The sequence below is a fragment of the Mesorhizobium sp. WSM4821 genome, assembly GCF_055901555.1.
Genome location: NZ_CM148371.1, coordinates 462,130 through 475,773 on the forward strand (window position 1 = coordinate 462,130; position 13,644 = coordinate 475,773).

The 13,644-nt window shown below is 62.3% G+C and carries 13 protein-coding genes and 1 riboswitch; of the genes, 4 read left to right on the top strand and 9 right to left on the bottom strand.

Annotated elements, in window-relative coordinates:
- Positions 1–22 precede the first annotated feature (22 nt).
- Both AC0NID_RS02070 and AC0NID_RS02075 read right to left on the bottom strand, forming a co-directional pair.
- Positions 23–796 carry an ABC transporter substrate-binding protein gene (locus tag AC0NID_RS02070; protein WP_473450363.1) on the bottom strand — a complete coding sequence of 258 codons (774 nt, stop codon included), beginning with the start codon at positions 794–796 and terminating at the stop codon, positions 23–25.
- Between the two features lie 90 nt (positions 797–886).
- Positions 887–1,981, bottom strand: a complete 1,095-nt coding sequence (locus AC0NID_RS02075) for a 2'-deoxycytidine 5'-triphosphate deaminase (RefSeq protein ID WP_473450365.1) — start codon at positions 1,979–1,981, stop codon at positions 887–889.
- A gap of 125 nt (positions 1,982–2,106) precedes the next feature.
- Positions 2,107–2,184, top strand: a riboswitch (SAM riboswitch).
- A gap of 74 nt (positions 2,185–2,258) precedes the next feature.
- Here AC0NID_RS02075 and AC0NID_RS02080 point away from each other — a divergent pair.
- A complete protein-coding gene (locus AC0NID_RS02080) occupies positions 2,259–3,449 on the top strand; it encodes an O-succinylhomoserine sulfhydrylase (protein ID WP_473450367.1) in 1,191 nt (396 codons plus the stop codon).
- A 13-nt stretch (positions 3,450–3,462) separates the two neighbouring features.
- Here the strand turns inward: AC0NID_RS02080 and AC0NID_RS02085 are convergent, their stop codons facing one another.
- The gene (locus tag AC0NID_RS02085; RefSeq protein WP_473450369.1) at positions 3,463–4,617 is read right to left on the bottom strand and encodes a ceramide glucosyltransferase; all 1,155 of its coding nucleotides are present in this window, start codon (positions 4,615–4,617) and stop codon (positions 3,463–3,465) included.
- Between the two features lie 224 nt (positions 4,618–4,841).
- On the opposite strand from AC0NID_RS02085, the gene apaG reads away from it, so the two are divergent.
- On the top strand, positions 4,842–5,234 hold the full coding sequence (apaG, locus tag AC0NID_RS02090) for a Co2+/Mg2+ efflux protein ApaG (RefSeq protein WP_292165729.1): 393 nt from the start codon (positions 4,842–4,844) through the stop codon (positions 5,232–5,234).
- Positions 5,235–5,357: 123 nt separating this feature from the next.
- Here the strand turns inward: apaG and AC0NID_RS02095 are convergent, their stop codons facing one another.
- From AC0NID_RS02095 to AC0NID_RS02105, 3 genes are all read right to left on the bottom strand, one after another.
- On the bottom strand, positions 5,358–6,392 hold the full coding sequence (locus AC0NID_RS02095) for an Hsp33 family molecular chaperone (protein ID WP_473450371.1): 1,035 nt from the start codon (positions 6,390–6,392) through the stop codon (positions 5,358–5,360).
- A gap of 93 nt (positions 6,393–6,485) precedes the next feature.
- Complete coding sequence (gene argF, locus AC0NID_RS02100) at positions 6,486–7,397, bottom strand: ornithine carbamoyltransferase (RefSeq protein WP_473450373.1); 912 nt, start codon at positions 7,395–7,397, stop codon at positions 6,486–6,488.
- A gap of 17 nt (positions 7,398–7,414) precedes the next feature.
- On the bottom strand, positions 7,415–8,614 hold the full coding sequence (locus AC0NID_RS02105; RefSeq protein ID WP_473450375.1) for an acetylornithine transaminase: 1,200 nt from the start codon (positions 8,612–8,614) through the stop codon (positions 7,415–7,417).
- A 355-nt stretch (positions 8,615–8,969) separates the two neighbouring features.
- On the opposite strand from AC0NID_RS02105, the gene AC0NID_RS02110 reads away from it, so the two are divergent.
- Positions 8,970–9,488 carry a GcrA family cell cycle regulator gene (locus AC0NID_RS02110; protein WP_145715422.1) on the top strand — a complete coding sequence of 173 codons (519 nt, stop codon included), beginning with the start codon at positions 8,970–8,972 and terminating at the stop codon, positions 9,486–9,488.
- A gap of 66 nt (positions 9,489–9,554) precedes the next feature.
- On the opposite strand, the gene phoU is transcribed toward AC0NID_RS02110, so the two are convergent.
- Both phoU and AC0NID_RS02120 read right to left on the bottom strand, forming a co-directional pair.
- Positions 9,555–10,304 carry a phosphate signaling complex protein PhoU gene (phoU, locus tag AC0NID_RS02115; protein ID WP_473450377.1) on the bottom strand — a complete coding sequence of 250 codons (750 nt, stop codon included), beginning with the start codon at positions 10,302–10,304 and terminating at the stop codon, positions 9,555–9,557.
- A 110-nt stretch (positions 10,305–10,414) separates the two neighbouring features.
- Positions 10,415–11,683: an ATP-binding protein gene (locus AC0NID_RS02120; protein WP_473450379.1), complete on the bottom strand. Its 1,269-nt coding sequence runs from the start codon at positions 11,681–11,683 to the stop codon at positions 10,415–10,417.
- Positions 11,684–11,907: 224 nt separating this feature from the next.
- Between AC0NID_RS02120 and ppk2 the strand changes: the two genes are divergently transcribed.
- Positions 11,908–12,816, top strand: coding sequence for a polyphosphate kinase 2 (ppk2, locus tag AC0NID_RS02125; protein WP_473450381.1), 909 nt, complete (start codon positions 11,908–11,910; stop codon positions 12,814–12,816).
- A gap of 68 nt (positions 12,817–12,884) precedes the next feature.
- Here the strand turns inward: ppk2 and AC0NID_RS02130 are convergent, their stop codons facing one another.
- Entirely contained in the window at positions 12,885–13,634 is a 750-nt protein-coding gene (locus AC0NID_RS02130; RefSeq protein ID WP_473450383.1) for an enoyl-CoA hydratase-related protein, read from the bottom strand.
- Between the last annotated feature and the right edge of the window lie 10 nt (positions 13,635–13,644).

Consider the following 13,644-nt stretch of genomic DNA (forward strand, 5'->3'; position numbering starts at 1 on the left):
GGGAAGATTGGCAGTTCCAACCTCAATAAATATCGAAGTCGAAATATTTCGCCTGGATCTTCTTGTAGGTGCCGTCGGCGACAATCGCATCGATGGCGGCGTTGAGCTTCTCGCGCAATGCATTGTCTTCCTGGCGCACGGCGATCCCCGCTTCCGTCTCGGTGCCCTCGACGTCGCCGACCATCTTGCAGCAGCCGTCGCTCGACTTCTTCATCCAGTCCATCAGCACGAACTTGTCCGAAAGGACGGCATCGAGGCGGCCGTTCATCAGATCGGCGACCGCCTCTTCCTGCGTCGGATAGAGTTTCGCCTCGGCGCCGGCCTTGCCATAGACGTCCTGGGCAAAGTCGGCTTGGGTGGTCGAAGCCTGGGCGCCAACTATCTTGCCGGCGAGTGCGGCGGGTTCGGTCGACGCAATATCGGTGTCCTTCAGGGCCACCAGTGAAAGCGGCGTCGTGTAGTATTTGTTGGTGAAGGAGACCTGCTTCTTGCGCTCCTCGGTAATGCTCATGGACGCGATGATGGCGTCGAACTTTCTGGCCTGAAGCGCCGGAATCATGCCGTCCCAGTCCTGGGTGACAAGTTCGCATTCGACCTTCATCTTGGCGCAAAGCGCCTCGGCGATGTCGATATCGAAGCCGACAAGCTTGCCATCCGCGGTCATGGTGTTGAATGGCGGATAGGCGCCTTCGGTGCCGATCTTCAATTTTTCCTGTGCTTGCGCCGACAAGGACCCGGCCGATATCACCAGCATGGCAGCTGTTGCTGCTGATGCGATCCATCTTGAAATCTGCATTTTGTTCCCTTTTCCAGTCACCTTGACGGCTGAGCACAGCCAAGCACGACCCGCAAGGTCAGGCAAGCACGGTCTGATTGTGATGAACGATCAGCGCGCGGCGCGGAAATGCTTGGACAGTTTCAGGCCCTGCGCCTGATAGTTCGAGCCGAGATCGGTGCCGTAGAGTGCCTGCGGCCGCTTCAGCATATGCTCGTAGACCAGCCGCCCGACGATCTGGCCGTGGTCGAGGATGAAAGGCACTTCGTGGCTGCGCACTTCGAGCACCGCCCTGCTGCCGGTGCCGCCGGTCGCCGAGTGGCCAAAACCCGGATCGAAGAAACCGGCATAATGGACACGGAATTCGCCGACCAATGGATCGAAGGGCGTCATCTCGGCGGCATAGAGCGGCGGCACGTGCACCGCCTCCTGGCTGACGAGGATATAGAATTCGTCCGGATCGAGCACCAATTCGCCGGCGCCGCGCTTGTAGAGCGGCTCCCAGAAATCGACGATGTCCTGCGCGGCGCGCTTGTCGACATCGACCAGACCGGTGTGGTGCTTGCCGCGGTAGCCTACCAGGCCGTCCTTGTCGCCATCGAGATCGATTGACAGCGCGATGCCGCCACCGGAAATGTTGGGTGGCTCGGTAGCGACGAGCGTCTCGGCACGGTGCAATTCGTGTAGCTCGCTCTCGGACAAGAGCGCGTTGCCGGTGCGGAACCTGATCTGCGACAGCCGCGAGCCGGCACGAACGACGATCGGAAAGGTTCGCGGGCTAACCTCCAGATAGAGCGGGCCATCGTAGCCGGCAGCGATCTTGTCGAACTCGTGGCCGCGATCGGTCATCACCCGGGTAAAGATGTCGAGCCGTCCGGTGGAGCTCTTCGGATTGGCCGAAGCCGAAATGTTTTCCGGAAGCGCCAGGCACTCGAGCAGCGGCACGATATAGACGCAACCGGTCTCCAGCACCGCACCGTCGGCGAGATTGATTTCGTGCAGCTTCAGTCGGTCGAGTTTTTCAGCAACCCTGTGGTTCGGGCCGGGCAGGAAGGAGGCGCGCACCCGCCAGGCCCTGTCGCCAAGCCTGAGGTCGAGGCTGGCCGGCTGGATCTGGTCGGCATCAAGCGCGCGCCGCGACTTCAGCGCGCCCGACTGGAACAGCGCGGAAATATCCTGATCAGGAAGAATGCCTGTCTGCCGCAAAGTCTGGCTCCGCTCGAAAGGCCGGGCGAGGTCCCTGTTTTGTCGCAGGGTTCCTGCCGCAAAGCTTGGTACAAACCTCTTAATCATGCCGGCAATTGACGCAAGCGCGGTGCAGGTCTAAAGGGTCGTTATCCCGTGGTGATTTGGCCGGTCGGCTTGCAGCCACGTTAAACAAGTCGCTAAAGGACCGTCAGGCCGCAAGGCCGTTTGGACCGGTTGCGACTTTCGCGACCGGTTTTTTTGTGTTTGGACCACTTTTGGTGTTTGGAACAAGGCGATGACGACCATGAAGCGCAACTGGAAGCCTCAGACTGCACTGGTGCATGCGGGAACGCTGCGTTCCGGCTTCGGCGAGACCTCCGAGGCAATGTATCTCACGCAAGGCTATGTCTACGACACGGCGCAAGCGGCGGAAGCGCGCTTCAAGGGCGAGGAGCCAGGCTTCATCTATTCGCGCTACGCCAATCCGACGGTCGACATGTTCGAAAAGCGGATGTGCGCGCTGGAAGGCGCCGAAGATGCCCGCGCCACGGCATCCGGCATGGCGGCGGTGACGGCGGCGTTGCTGTGCAGCGCCAAGGCCGGCGACCATATCGTGGCGGCGCGCGCCCTGTTCGGCTCCTGCCGCTGGGTGGTCGAGACGCTGGCGCCGAGATACGGCATCGAGGCGACGCTGGTCGACGGCACCGACATCGCCAATTGGGAAAAGGCGGTCAGACCCAACACCAAGGTGTTCTTCCTGGAAAGCCCGACCAATCCTACGCTGGAAGTCGTCGATATCGCCGCCGTCGCCTCGCTCGCCAATTCGATCGGCGCGCGGCTGATCGTCGACAATGTCTTCGCCACGCCCTTGCAGCAGAAGCCATTGCAGCTCGGCGCCCATATCGTCGTCTATTCGGCGACCAAGCACATCGATGGCCAGGGGCGCTGTCTCGGCGGCATCATCCTGTCAGACAAGAAGTGGATCGACGAGAACCTGCACGACTATTTCCGCCACACCGGTCCCAGCCTGTCGCCGTTCAACGCCTGGACGCTGCTGAAGGGCCTGGAGACGCTGCCGCTGCGCGTGCGCCAGCAAACGGAAAGTGCCGGCCGGATCGCGGATTTTCTCGCCGCGCGCCCGGAGATTGCCCGTGTCATCTATCCCGGCCGCGCCGATCACCCGCAGGCGGCCGTCGTCAAGAAGCAGATGTCAGGCGGCTCGACGCTGATCTGCCTCGACGTCAAGGGCGGCAAGCAGGCGGCTTTCGCCTTCCAGAACGCGCTGGATATCGTGCTGATCTCCAATAATCTCGGCGACGCCAAGAGCCTGATCACCCATCCGGCGACGACGACGCACAAGAATCTGAGCGACGAGGCACGCGCCGAACTCGGCATCGGGCCGGGCACGCTCAGGCTGTCTGTCGGCCTGGAAGACACCGACGATCTGCTTGCGGACGTCGAGCAGGCATTGAACGCCGCCAAATAGGGATAGGGCGGCTTCAGGCGCCAGACGGTGTCTCTTCCAGCTCCGCGACGGTTTTGGTCTGGATGGTCATTGCATTGCCGCGCCAGTCGACGGCACCGCCGAACCAGCCTCGCGCCCAAATGGCGGGAAGCATCACATCCCGTACGATCATCGCCGGGATCATGCGCAGAGACAGGTGCCAGCCCTTGGCCGAGGCCAGGGCGCATTCCGGGAGATAGGCAGCCATCAGCACGGCAAGGGCGGTTGCCGGCAGACTGAAGCCGGCGCCGGCCGCTGCAACCAGCGCAAGCACCAGCGGCGGCGTCGCGCCGACCAGGACTTCGGGCGCGAAGAACTGCGGGAAGGTGACGCGACGCAAGCGTGCCCAGCGGGCCTGGCGCGACCAGATTTCGCCAAATGTGCGCAAACCGAGCGGCTGCTCGAAGGGCGAGGCGACCAGATTGACGTGCAGCCCGAGCCCGTTGACCAGCTTGGTCGCCGCGGCATCCTCGGCAATCTCGGCGGCAAGCGCGCGGATACCGCCATTGGCTTCGAGCATGGGCTTGTTCCACAACATGCTCTTGCCCTGGGCGAAACCGAGGCCGAGCGCCTCCCCGGTATATTGCCAGCGCGCCTGCAGCGTGTTGAGGAAAGCGCATTCGACCTCCGCCCAGAACCGGTCCGGCCGCGAGCCGATCGGCGTCGAGCAGACAAGGCCGGTGTCCGGCTGCCATGCGGCCATCAGATGCTGAAGATAGTCCTTCGGCATAAGGACGTTGGAATCGGCAAGAACGACCCATTTGTGACGCGCCGCTTGCCAACCCTTGACGCAATTGTTGAGTTTCGGATTGCCGCTGATGCGGTCATCGCCGACGAGCAGCCGGGCCGACACGGCCGGAAAACGGACGATGGCCTTGGTGATCGGTTCGACCACGGGATCGTCGGCATGGGCGACGCAGAAGATGAGTTCATAACGCGGCCAGTCGAGTGAAAAGGCGCGCTCAAGCGTTTCTTCGGTAAACGGCTCGACGCCGCGCGACGGTACGACGATCGACACAGGCGGCGCCATGCCGGTAGGCGGCGCAACCTCGCTTGGCCGCTTCAGCTTCAGCGAGGCGAGCAGGATGCTGGCGAGATTTGAAAGAAGCAGAGCTGTCGAAAGCAGGGCGGCTGTGACTGTCAGTTCCATCGATATCTGGTCACTCCGGAAAAGACCGGCCGCAGGATGGCCGTCTTCAGCAGTTCGGGAGAATGCTGAGTCGCCCGGCTCTGCACACCATCATTGTCATGTGTCACTTAAATGACATTGTTCTTCGGCACCTGCCCTTGAGGTCGGGCAAGGACAGGAAACATCCCGTTGACCAAGCCACGGAGAGCGCCGAAGGTCCCGTTCGCATTGTTTTGGAGTAGCCCATGTATAGCGCCGTTACCCGCAACATCGAAGTGCAGGTCAGGCCGTTCTATCTGGAGGATCGCTCGGAACCGTCGGAGAACCGTTACGTCTGGGGCTACCAGGTGACGATCGACAACCAGTCGGACGAATTCGTGCAGTTGATGTCACGCTACTGGCACATCACCGACGGCACCGGCCGGGTCGAGGAAGTGCGAGGCGCCGGTGTTGTCGGCGACCAGCCCGAACTCAACCCCGGCGATAGCTATCAATATACGTCCGGCTGCCCGCTCTCGACGCCGTCCGGCATCATGGTCGGCCACTACACGATGCGCAACAAGCGGGGTGAGACGTTCGACATCGCCATCCCCGCCTTTTCGCTGGACCTGCCAGGCACGCGGCGCACGGTGAACTGACGGCTAGAGCCTGATCCACCCCGATAGAATCGGGATGGGGCTCTATCTCTTATTGACCATGACCTTTTCCGAAAACCGGTTTCCACATTTCGCTGTCGCGGACCTTCGATTCAGGATCATGGTCTATTGCGCCGCTACAAACTCCGCCGGATCGAAGTCATATTGCTTCGAGCAGAATTCGCAGGCGACGTGAATGCCGCCATCCTCGGTGCTGTCGCTGATCTCCTCGGCGGAAAAGCCTTCGAGGATGCCGCGGATCTTCTCCCTTGAGCATGAGCACTGGTCGGCGACCGGAACGCCGCCGAAGACGCGAACACCATGCTCGTGGAACAGCCGGTAAAGCAGCCGCTCGGCGCCGATCGTAGGGTCGATCAGCTCGGTCGGCTCGATGGTGCCAAGCAACGCCAGCAGTTCCTGCCAGGAATTGTCGGCCGGATCGTGGATCTCCTCGCGTGGATCGCCGTCGCCGCCCGGAAGATCGGGCACACGCATGCGTTCCGGCGATTGCGGCAGGAATTGCGCCAGGATGCCGCCGGCGCGCCACTGCTCGCGCGCGCCGCCGACGCCGGGCGTCAACAGCTTGGCGACCGAAAGCCTGAGGTCGGTCGGGATCTGTTCCGACTGGCGGAAATAGGTGCGCGCGGCCTCCTCCAGCGTCTCGCCATCGAGTTGGACGATGCCCTGGTAGCGCTGCGTGTGGGCGCCCTGGTCGATGGTCAGCGCCAGGACGCCACTGCCGAGCAGCGTCTGCTGCGACGTCTCGCCGGCAGCAGTCAAGGCCTCAAGCCGGTCGGCGTCGAAGCGCGCATAGGCGCGCAACGCATGCGGCGTAGAAAAATCCGCGACCAGCATGTCGACCGGTCCGTCGGTGCGGGTCTGCAGGATGAACTTGCCCTCGAACTTGAGCGAGGTGCCAAGCAGCACCGTCAGCACGCAGGCTCCCGCGAGGAGACGAGCGACCGGTTCGGGATAGTCGTGGCGGCTGAGGATCGCATCAAGCATCGGCCCGAGCTGGACAGTACGGCCGCGCACGTCGAGCGGGCCGACCTCGAAGGGCACGACGTGATCGTCCCCGGCGTAGCCGAATTCGCCGAGTTTGGGTTGATGTTCAGCCAACTGATAAGTTTCCAACATGACAAAGCTCCGGGGCGCGGCCATGCCGCCCTCCGGGGCGCATGCGTCGAAACGCGCTCGATTTACGTGATGCGCCTGAGATAGGCATCACGCATCGCCGGATCAAGGTTGCCCGGATCAAGCGCCCAGGCACCAGGCCAGAACCGCCTTCTGGGCGTGGAGCCGGTTCTCGGCTTCGTCGAACACCACCGAATGCGGCCCGTCGATGACCTCGTCGGTGACCTCCTCGCCGCGATGCGCCGGCAGGCAGTGCATGAACAATGCGTCCGGCTTTGCCTTCGCCATCAGCGTCGCATTGACCTGGTAGGGCAAGAAGACGTTGTGGCCGCGGGCACGGTGCTCCTGGCCCATCGACACCCAGCAGTCGGTGACGACGCAATCGGCCTCGTGAACGGCCTCCTCGGGCGAGCGGGTGAAGTTCAACTTGCCGCCATGCGTCTTCGACCAGTCGATATGCCTCTGTGCCGGCTCGCTGCCTTCCGGCACCGCGACATTCAGATTGAACCGAAATCGTGCCGAGGCTTCCAGCAGGGAATGCAGCACATTGTTGCCGTCACCGGTCCAGGCAATCGTCTTGCCGGCAACCGGACCGCGATGCTCCTCGAAGGTCATGATGTCAGCCATCAGCTGGCAGGGATGGGTGTCGTCGGTCAGCCCATTGATGACCGGAACGGTGGCGTTCTCGGTCAGCTCCAGCAACCGGTCATGCGATGTGGTGCGGATCATGATCGCATCGACATAACGCGACAGCACCTTGGCCGTGTCCGCGATGGTTTCGGAGCGGCCGAGCTGCATCTCGGTGCCGGTCAGCATGATGGTCTCGCCGCCGAGCTGGCGCATGCCGACGTCGAAGGACACACGCGTGCGCGTCGACGGCTTGTCGAAGATCATCGCCAGCACCTTGCCTTCGAGCGGTTTTGCCCGCTCGCCAGCCTTGAGCCTTGCCTTTCGAGCGACCGCATCGTCCAGCATGAAGCGCAGATCGTCCTCGGAAACGGCGGAAAGATCGGTGAAGTGGCGAAGGCTCATCAGGGCTGGTTCCAGGATTACTTCGCGGCAGCCGCGGCGATGGCATCGGCCAAGCCCCGGGCGCCGGCGCGAATGCGGTCGAGCGCCTCACGGATCTCGGCGTCGGTGACGGTGAGCGGAGGCAGCAGGCGAATGACGTTGTCGCCGGCCGGAACCGCCAGCAGATGCTGGTCGCGCAACGCCGCGTTCACCTTGGTGTTGGGCATGACGCATTTCAGGCCGAGCATCAGGCCAGTGCCCCTGATGTCTTCGATGACATCAGGAAATTCGTCGGCGATACCCGCCAGCCCCTGCTTCAGCAACAGCGCCTTGCGCTGGACATCCTCCAGGAACCCGTCTTCCAGCACCACGTCGAGCACGGCGTTGCCGACCGCCATCGCCAGCGGATTGCCGCCGAAAGTGGTGCCGTGCACGCCGGCAGTCATGCCTGCGGCCGCCTCGCCGGTGGCGAGGCATGCACCCATCGGGAAGCCGCCGCCGATACCCTTGGCGATCGCCATGATGTCGGGCGTGACGCCGGCCCATTCATGCGCGAACAGCTTGCCGGTGCGGCCGATGCCGCACTGGACCTCGTCGTAGATCAGGAGCAGGCCATGCTGCTCGCAAAGTTGCCTCAACCGCTTCAGCGACTGCGTCGGCACCGGGCGGATACCGCCCTCACCCTGCACCGGCTCTATCAGGATCGCGGCGGTTTCGGAGGTTATCGCCTTTTCGGCGGCGTCGATGTCGTCGAAACCGACCTGGTCGAAGCCTTCGACCTTGGGTCCGAAGCCCTCCAGGTATTTAGGCTGGCCGCCAGCGGCGATGGTCGCCAGCGTGCGGCCATGGAAGGCGCCTTCGAAGGTGATGATGCGAAAGCGCTCGGGATGGCCCTTGACGAAGTGGTAGCGCCGCGCCGTCTTGATGGCGCATTCCAGCGCCTCGGCGCCGGAGTTGGTGAAGAACACCTTGTCGGCGAAGGTGGCGTCGGCCAGCCGCTCGCCCAGCCGGCTCTGCTCTGGAATCTCGTAGAGGTTGGAAACGTGCCAGAGCCTGGCAGCCTGTTCAGTGAGCGCCGCGACCAGGTGCGGATGGCTGTGGCCCAGCGAATTCACGGCGATGCCGCCAGCGAAATCGAGATATCGCTCGCCCTTGTCGGTGAAGAGCCAGGTGCCTTCCCCATGGTCGAAGACCAAAGGTGCGCGGGCAAAGGTCTCGTAAAGCGCCGAACCGCTCATTATATGCGTCTCCGGAACCGGAAAATCAAAAAGCCGCCAAAGCGGCGGCCTTTGCGGCTTATCGTGTTTTTCGGCCATGAAGTCAACGAAAACGTCGCGCAAGGATGCGCGGCAAGCCCTCCAGCAAGGCGCCGGCTCATCAGCGACCGGGCAAGTTGGGGAAAACCGAAAAAACCGATTCGTGTTGGCCCTCGGACTCTTGTCACCGAGTCGGCGCATAAGGTATTTGTAGTCGAGAAAATAACTAGATTTCGTGCGGCGGACCTAATCACCCGATATATGTGGTGTCTGCCCGGCGAAAGCCGGATCGTGGAAGGATTCCGATCGCCGCATGTTTCAGCAGGAGCGCGGTCTCATGAATTGGACTGACGAGCGGGTCGAACTTCTTAGAAAATTGTGGTCGGAGGGGCTTAGCGCCAGCCAGATCGCCGCACAGCTTGGGGGTGTCAGCCGCAATGCGGTCATCGGCAAGGTGCATCGGCTGAAACTGTCGGGCCGCGGACGCTCGACCGCTGCGCCGGCACGCCAGAAGAAGAGCGTACAGGGATCGAGCGTTCAGAAATCGGTGTCGCGGGCGGCAAGCACTGCACGGCACATCACCACGTCGATCGGTGCGACCGCACTGCAGGCGCAATTCAACGTCGAACCAGTGGCGCGTCATTACATCCGTCCGGTCGAGAACGTCGTCGTGCCGATCTCGCGGCATCTGCAACTCGTCGAGTTGACCGAGCGGACATGCAAATGGCCGAATGGCGACCCGCTTTCGGAAGACTTCCATTTCTGCGGCAATGACGCCGCCGAAACCGGACCTTATTGCAAGTACCACGCCCGCATTGCCTTCCAGCCCGCTTCGGAGCGGCGGCGCAGCAGGTGAGCGAATAAGAGTAGCCTCAATCTCCAGTGCATCGGGGACAAGAAGTCCTTTGCCATTCGCTACTCACTATTCGCTCCCTTTCGGGCTCTCACTTCGCGGGTAGCGCGCTCCCGGGACAACAATCTTGTCTGTCTTGTCGCCTTTCGGCCGCTCGGACGGCATCTGGTCGCCGGTGACGATGTAGTAGATCGTCTCGGCGATGTTGGTGGCGTGATCACCGATCCGTTCGATGTTCTTGGCGCAAAACAGCAGGTGCGTGCAAGGCGTGATGTTGCGCGGATCTTCCATCATATAGGTCAGCAGCTCGCGAAACAGCGAGGTGTACACGGCGTCGATCTGGTCGTCGCGATCCCGCACGAAGCCGATCTTTTCCACCGAGCGCGACGCGTAGACGTCGAGCACCTCCTTGAGCTGCGTCAACGCCAGGTCGGCCAAGGCCTCGATACCGCGGAACAGGCTCGTCGGCTGGCGCCCTTCTATGACGGCAACCACGCGCTTGGCAACATTCTTGCCGAGATCGCCGACCCGTTCGAGATCCGCAGAGATGCGGATCGCACCGACGATCTCGCGCAAATCCGTCGCCATCGGCTGGCGCTTGGCGATGATGACGATTGCCTTGTCGTCGATCTCGCGCTGCCCTTCATCCAGAACGAGATCGTCACGGATGACCTTCTGGGCAAGGCCAGGGTCGGCGTTGACCAGGGCCGCGATCGCCTGTTCGACCATGCGTTCGGCATGCCCGCCCATCGCTGCGATGCGCTTCGACAGATATTTCAGCTCCTCGTCATAGGCGCTGACAATGTGCACGGACTGCATGGACATGCCTTCCCGGGGTCTTTTGATCCTGAATCGTCTCCTCGAATCCCCGCTGATAAGCTAGCCGGATGACAGAAAAAAGAAAAAGCCGGTTAATAGATAGTGCGGCGTCAGTGCGCCGGCAAATGAACCGTGAAAGCTGCCCCCTTGCCGACCTCCGACTTGATCGAGAGCCTGGCGTTGTGGCGCGTCAGGATATGCTTGACGATCGACAGACCAAGGCCGGTGCCTTTCTGGGTCCGGCTGTTCTCGACATCGACACGGTAGAAGCGCTCGGTGATGCGCGGGATGTGTTCCTCGGGAATGCCGGGACCGAAGTCCCGGATGGTGACGTCGATGCCCGGTTCGGGACCGTCTTCGCTGTGGGCAATCGTGACCACGACACGTCCACCCGACTGTCCGTATTTGCAGGCATTTTCCAGCAGATTCTCGAAAATCTGGAAAAGTTCGTCGCGATCCCCGGGCACGTCGAGCGGCCTCTCCGCGAAATCCCGCTCGATGGCGACGCCGTTCTCCCTGGCAAGAGGTCCGAGCGAATCTATGACGCTGTCGAGGATCTGGCGAAGATCGACCTTGGTTCCCGGCTTCAGGTAGGGCTTCATCTCCAGCCGCGACAGCGACAGCAGGTCATCGATCAGGCGCGCCATGCGGCCGGTCTGGTTCTGCATGATCTGCAGGAACTGTTCGCGCGCCGCCGGGTCGTTGCGGGCCGGGCCGCGCAGCGTCTCGATGAAGCCGGAGATCGAGGCGAGCGGGGTGCGCAACTCATGGCTGGCATTGGCGATGAAATCGGCGCGCATCCGCTCGATCCGGCGCGCCTCGCTCTGGTCCTTGAAGACCAGCACATAGAGGTCGGTGCCGTGGCCGACCGAAGACGCACTCACCCGATAGGCCCGCTCGACCGGCAGCTTTTCAGTATAGTCGACGACATCCGAAGCGGCTGCCCCCGACAAGATACTATCCAGCAAGGCCTGCATTTCGGGCGCACGGAATTTCAGCGACAACGACATGCCCGGCGCGATGCCGCCGAAGGCGGCGAAGGCGGCGGCGTTGGCATGGACGAGCGCGGCGGTGCGATCGAAGATGATCAGCGGATCGGCAACTGCCGCCGCCAGATATTCTCCCGACAGGTGTTGCAACCCGCCCGCCTCGATCGCCGCGGCATCGTCGGCCGATTGGCGTGCAACGCCAGCCGGCGGCATCGCGGCGGCAAGCAGCAGCACGGCACATGCCAGGAGCACCACATAGCCGGACATATCTGCGAAGACATAGACCATCAGGACCGCGACGATGCCGGCCGCCAGCAGCCAGCGGCTGCTCCGCAGCCGGATGGCGACGGCTTGCATCGTGCTTCGCTGTCCTGCGCCCATGTCAGCCATTGTCAGCCATTCGCGCGCCGTGCCTCCACCCTATGTCGGCCGGCCGGTTGGAAACATCCCGCTGGACCGGCGCTAGAGCGCCGTGCGTCCAATTGGGCGCACAAAGGACGCTCTACCACTTTCAATCTGCTGCATCGTGCTTTCCGAAAATCGATTCCGATTTTCGGGCCGATGCAGTAAGGCTCCCAATAGCATGAGTCCTAGAGCTGGAAAGGTTCGTCTCGATGAAAAACCCTAGGGAAAATGCCGCCGCGCCCGTTGCAGGTCCGCTGAAGGTCCGGATCGACGGCAAGGAGTTCACCTTCGACATCGAGGATCCCAAGCTTCCGGACTGGGTCGACAACAACAAGCTGACCGCCGGCGGCTACCCATACGACAAGAAAATGAAAAGCGACGAGTATGACGAGACGCTCGAGCGGCTGCAGATCGAACTGGTCAAGGCACAGGCATGGCTGCAATCGACGGGCAAGCGGGTAATGTCGCTGTTCGAAGGACGCGATGCCGCCGGCAAGGGCGGCACGATCTTCGTGCTGCGCCAGTACATGAACCCTCGGACGGCGCGCAACGTGGCGCTGACCAAGCCGACACCGACTGAGACAGGACAATGGTATTTCCAGCGCTATGTCGCGCACTTTCCGACATCCGGCGAGTTCGTCACTTTCGACCGCTCCTGGTACAATCGCGCCGGCGTCGAGCCGGTCATGGGTTTCTGCACGCCCGAACAGCACGAGAAATTCCTGGATGAGACGCCGTATTTCGAACGGATGATCTGCAACGAGGGCATCCATTTCTTCAAGTTCTGGCTGAACATCGGTCGGGAAACGCAGCTCGAGCGATTTCACGATCGCCGTCACAGCCCGTTGAAGAGCTGGAAATTCTCGCCGATCGACATTGCCGGCATCACGAAATGGGACGACTACACCAAGGCTCGCGATCTCATGATCGAGCGCACGCACCAGGAGTGCGCGCCCTGGACTATCGTGCGGGCCAACGACAAGCGTCGCGCGCGCCTGGCCATCATAAAGCGCATCCTGTTGTCGCTTCCCTATGAGGGCCGCGATCTCGACGCCATCGGCAAGGAAGACAAGAAGATCATTGGGGAAGGGCCTTCGTTCCTGGGAACACGGGCCTGAAGCACTGCCGCGCGCCGGAAGGGACGCGCGGCACGATTGCGGATGCTGTCATCCTTCCGGATGACTTCTCATGCCGCCAGCCGGGCAATCCGCTGCAGCCGCCGCAGCGTGGTGTCGTCCTGCAAGGCCTGCTGAAACAGCGAAATCTCCTGGTCGATGCGATCGCAGAGCGCGCCTGTGTCGCCCTTGAGCAGGTCGCGCGTCTGCAGCAGTGCAGCGGCCGGCTTCTTGGCGAGTTGTCTGGCTCTGCCAAGTGCCGCTTCCTCGACGCTGCCCTCCACGATGATCTCCGTGACCAGTCCAAGCATCCTGGCGTCCTCGGCACTGAGCGTGTCACCCAGGCAGAAGAAGCGGAAAGCGCCGGCATAACCGAGTTTCTGCGGTGCCAAGATGCTGGTCGCCGCGTCCGGCACCAGGCCGAAATCGACGAACGGCACCCGGAACGTGCTTTCATGAGATGCGATCACCATGTCGCAATGGAACAGGATGGTGCAGCCGACACCGACCGCGTCGCCATCGACACAGGCAAGGACCGGTTTTGGAAACGTCGCCAGCGTGCGGAACATGTCGGTGACGGCGGCAATCAGTTGTTGATGCTTGGTTGCATCGAGGAACTCGGAAAAGTCGCCGCCGAGGCAGAAGCAGCCGGCGAGGCCGCGCAGCACCACGACGCGTACGTCGTCGTCTACGGCGGCTTCATGGAAGGTCTTGGCCAGGCTTTCATAGGCCCGCCTGTCCAGCACCGGCCGGCCGTCATCGGATGACACCGTGACGATCAGCGTATGGTTGCGGAATTCTGTTTGCGTATGGACGTTCATGACTGCCTCC

Excerpts from the sequence above, each read along its gene's own strand:
- AC0NID_RS02070 (WP_473450363.1), bottom strand. The coding sequence starts at position 796 with ATGCAGATTTCAAGATGGATCGCATCAGCAGCAACAGCTGCCATGCTG.
- AC0NID_RS02080 (WP_473450367.1), top strand. The coding sequence starts at position 2,259 with ATGACGACCATGAAGCGCAACTGGAAGCCTCAGACTGCACTGGTGCAT.
- AC0NID_RS02085 (WP_473450369.1), bottom strand. The coding sequence starts at position 4,617 with ATGGAACTGACAGTCACAGCCGCCCTGCTTTCGACAGCTCTGCTTCTT.
- apaG (WP_292165729.1), top strand. The coding sequence starts at position 4,842 with ATGTATAGCGCCGTTACCCGCAACATCGAAGTGCAGGTCAGGCCGTTC.
- AC0NID_RS02095 (WP_473450371.1), bottom strand. The coding sequence starts at position 6,392 with ATGGCCGCGCCCCGGAGCTTTGTCATGTTGGAAACTTATCAGTTGGCT.
- argF (WP_473450373.1), bottom strand. The coding sequence starts at position 7,397 with ATGAGCCTTCGCCACTTCACCGATCTTTCCGCCGTTTCCGAGGACGAT.
- AC0NID_RS02105 (WP_473450375.1), bottom strand. The coding sequence starts at position 8,614 with ATGAGCGGTTCGGCGCTTTACGAGACCTTTGCCCGCGCACCTTTGGTC.
- AC0NID_RS02110 (WP_145715422.1), top strand. The coding sequence starts at position 8,970 with ATGAATTGGACTGACGAGCGGGTCGAACTTCTTAGAAAATTGTGGTCG.
- phoU (WP_473450377.1), bottom strand. The coding sequence starts at position 10,304 with ATGCAGTCCGTGCACATTGTCAGCGCCTATGACGAGGAGCTGAAATAT.
- AC0NID_RS02120 (WP_473450379.1), bottom strand. The coding sequence starts at position 11,683 with ATGGCTGACATGGGCGCAGGACAGCGAAGCACGATGCAAGCCGTCGCC.
- ppk2 (WP_473450381.1), top strand. The coding sequence starts at position 11,908 with ATGAAAAACCCTAGGGAAAATGCCGCCGCGCCCGTTGCAGGTCCGCTG.
- AC0NID_RS02130 (WP_473450383.1), bottom strand. The coding sequence starts at position 13,634 with ATGAACGTCCATACGCAAACAGAATTCCGCAACCATACGCTGATCGTC.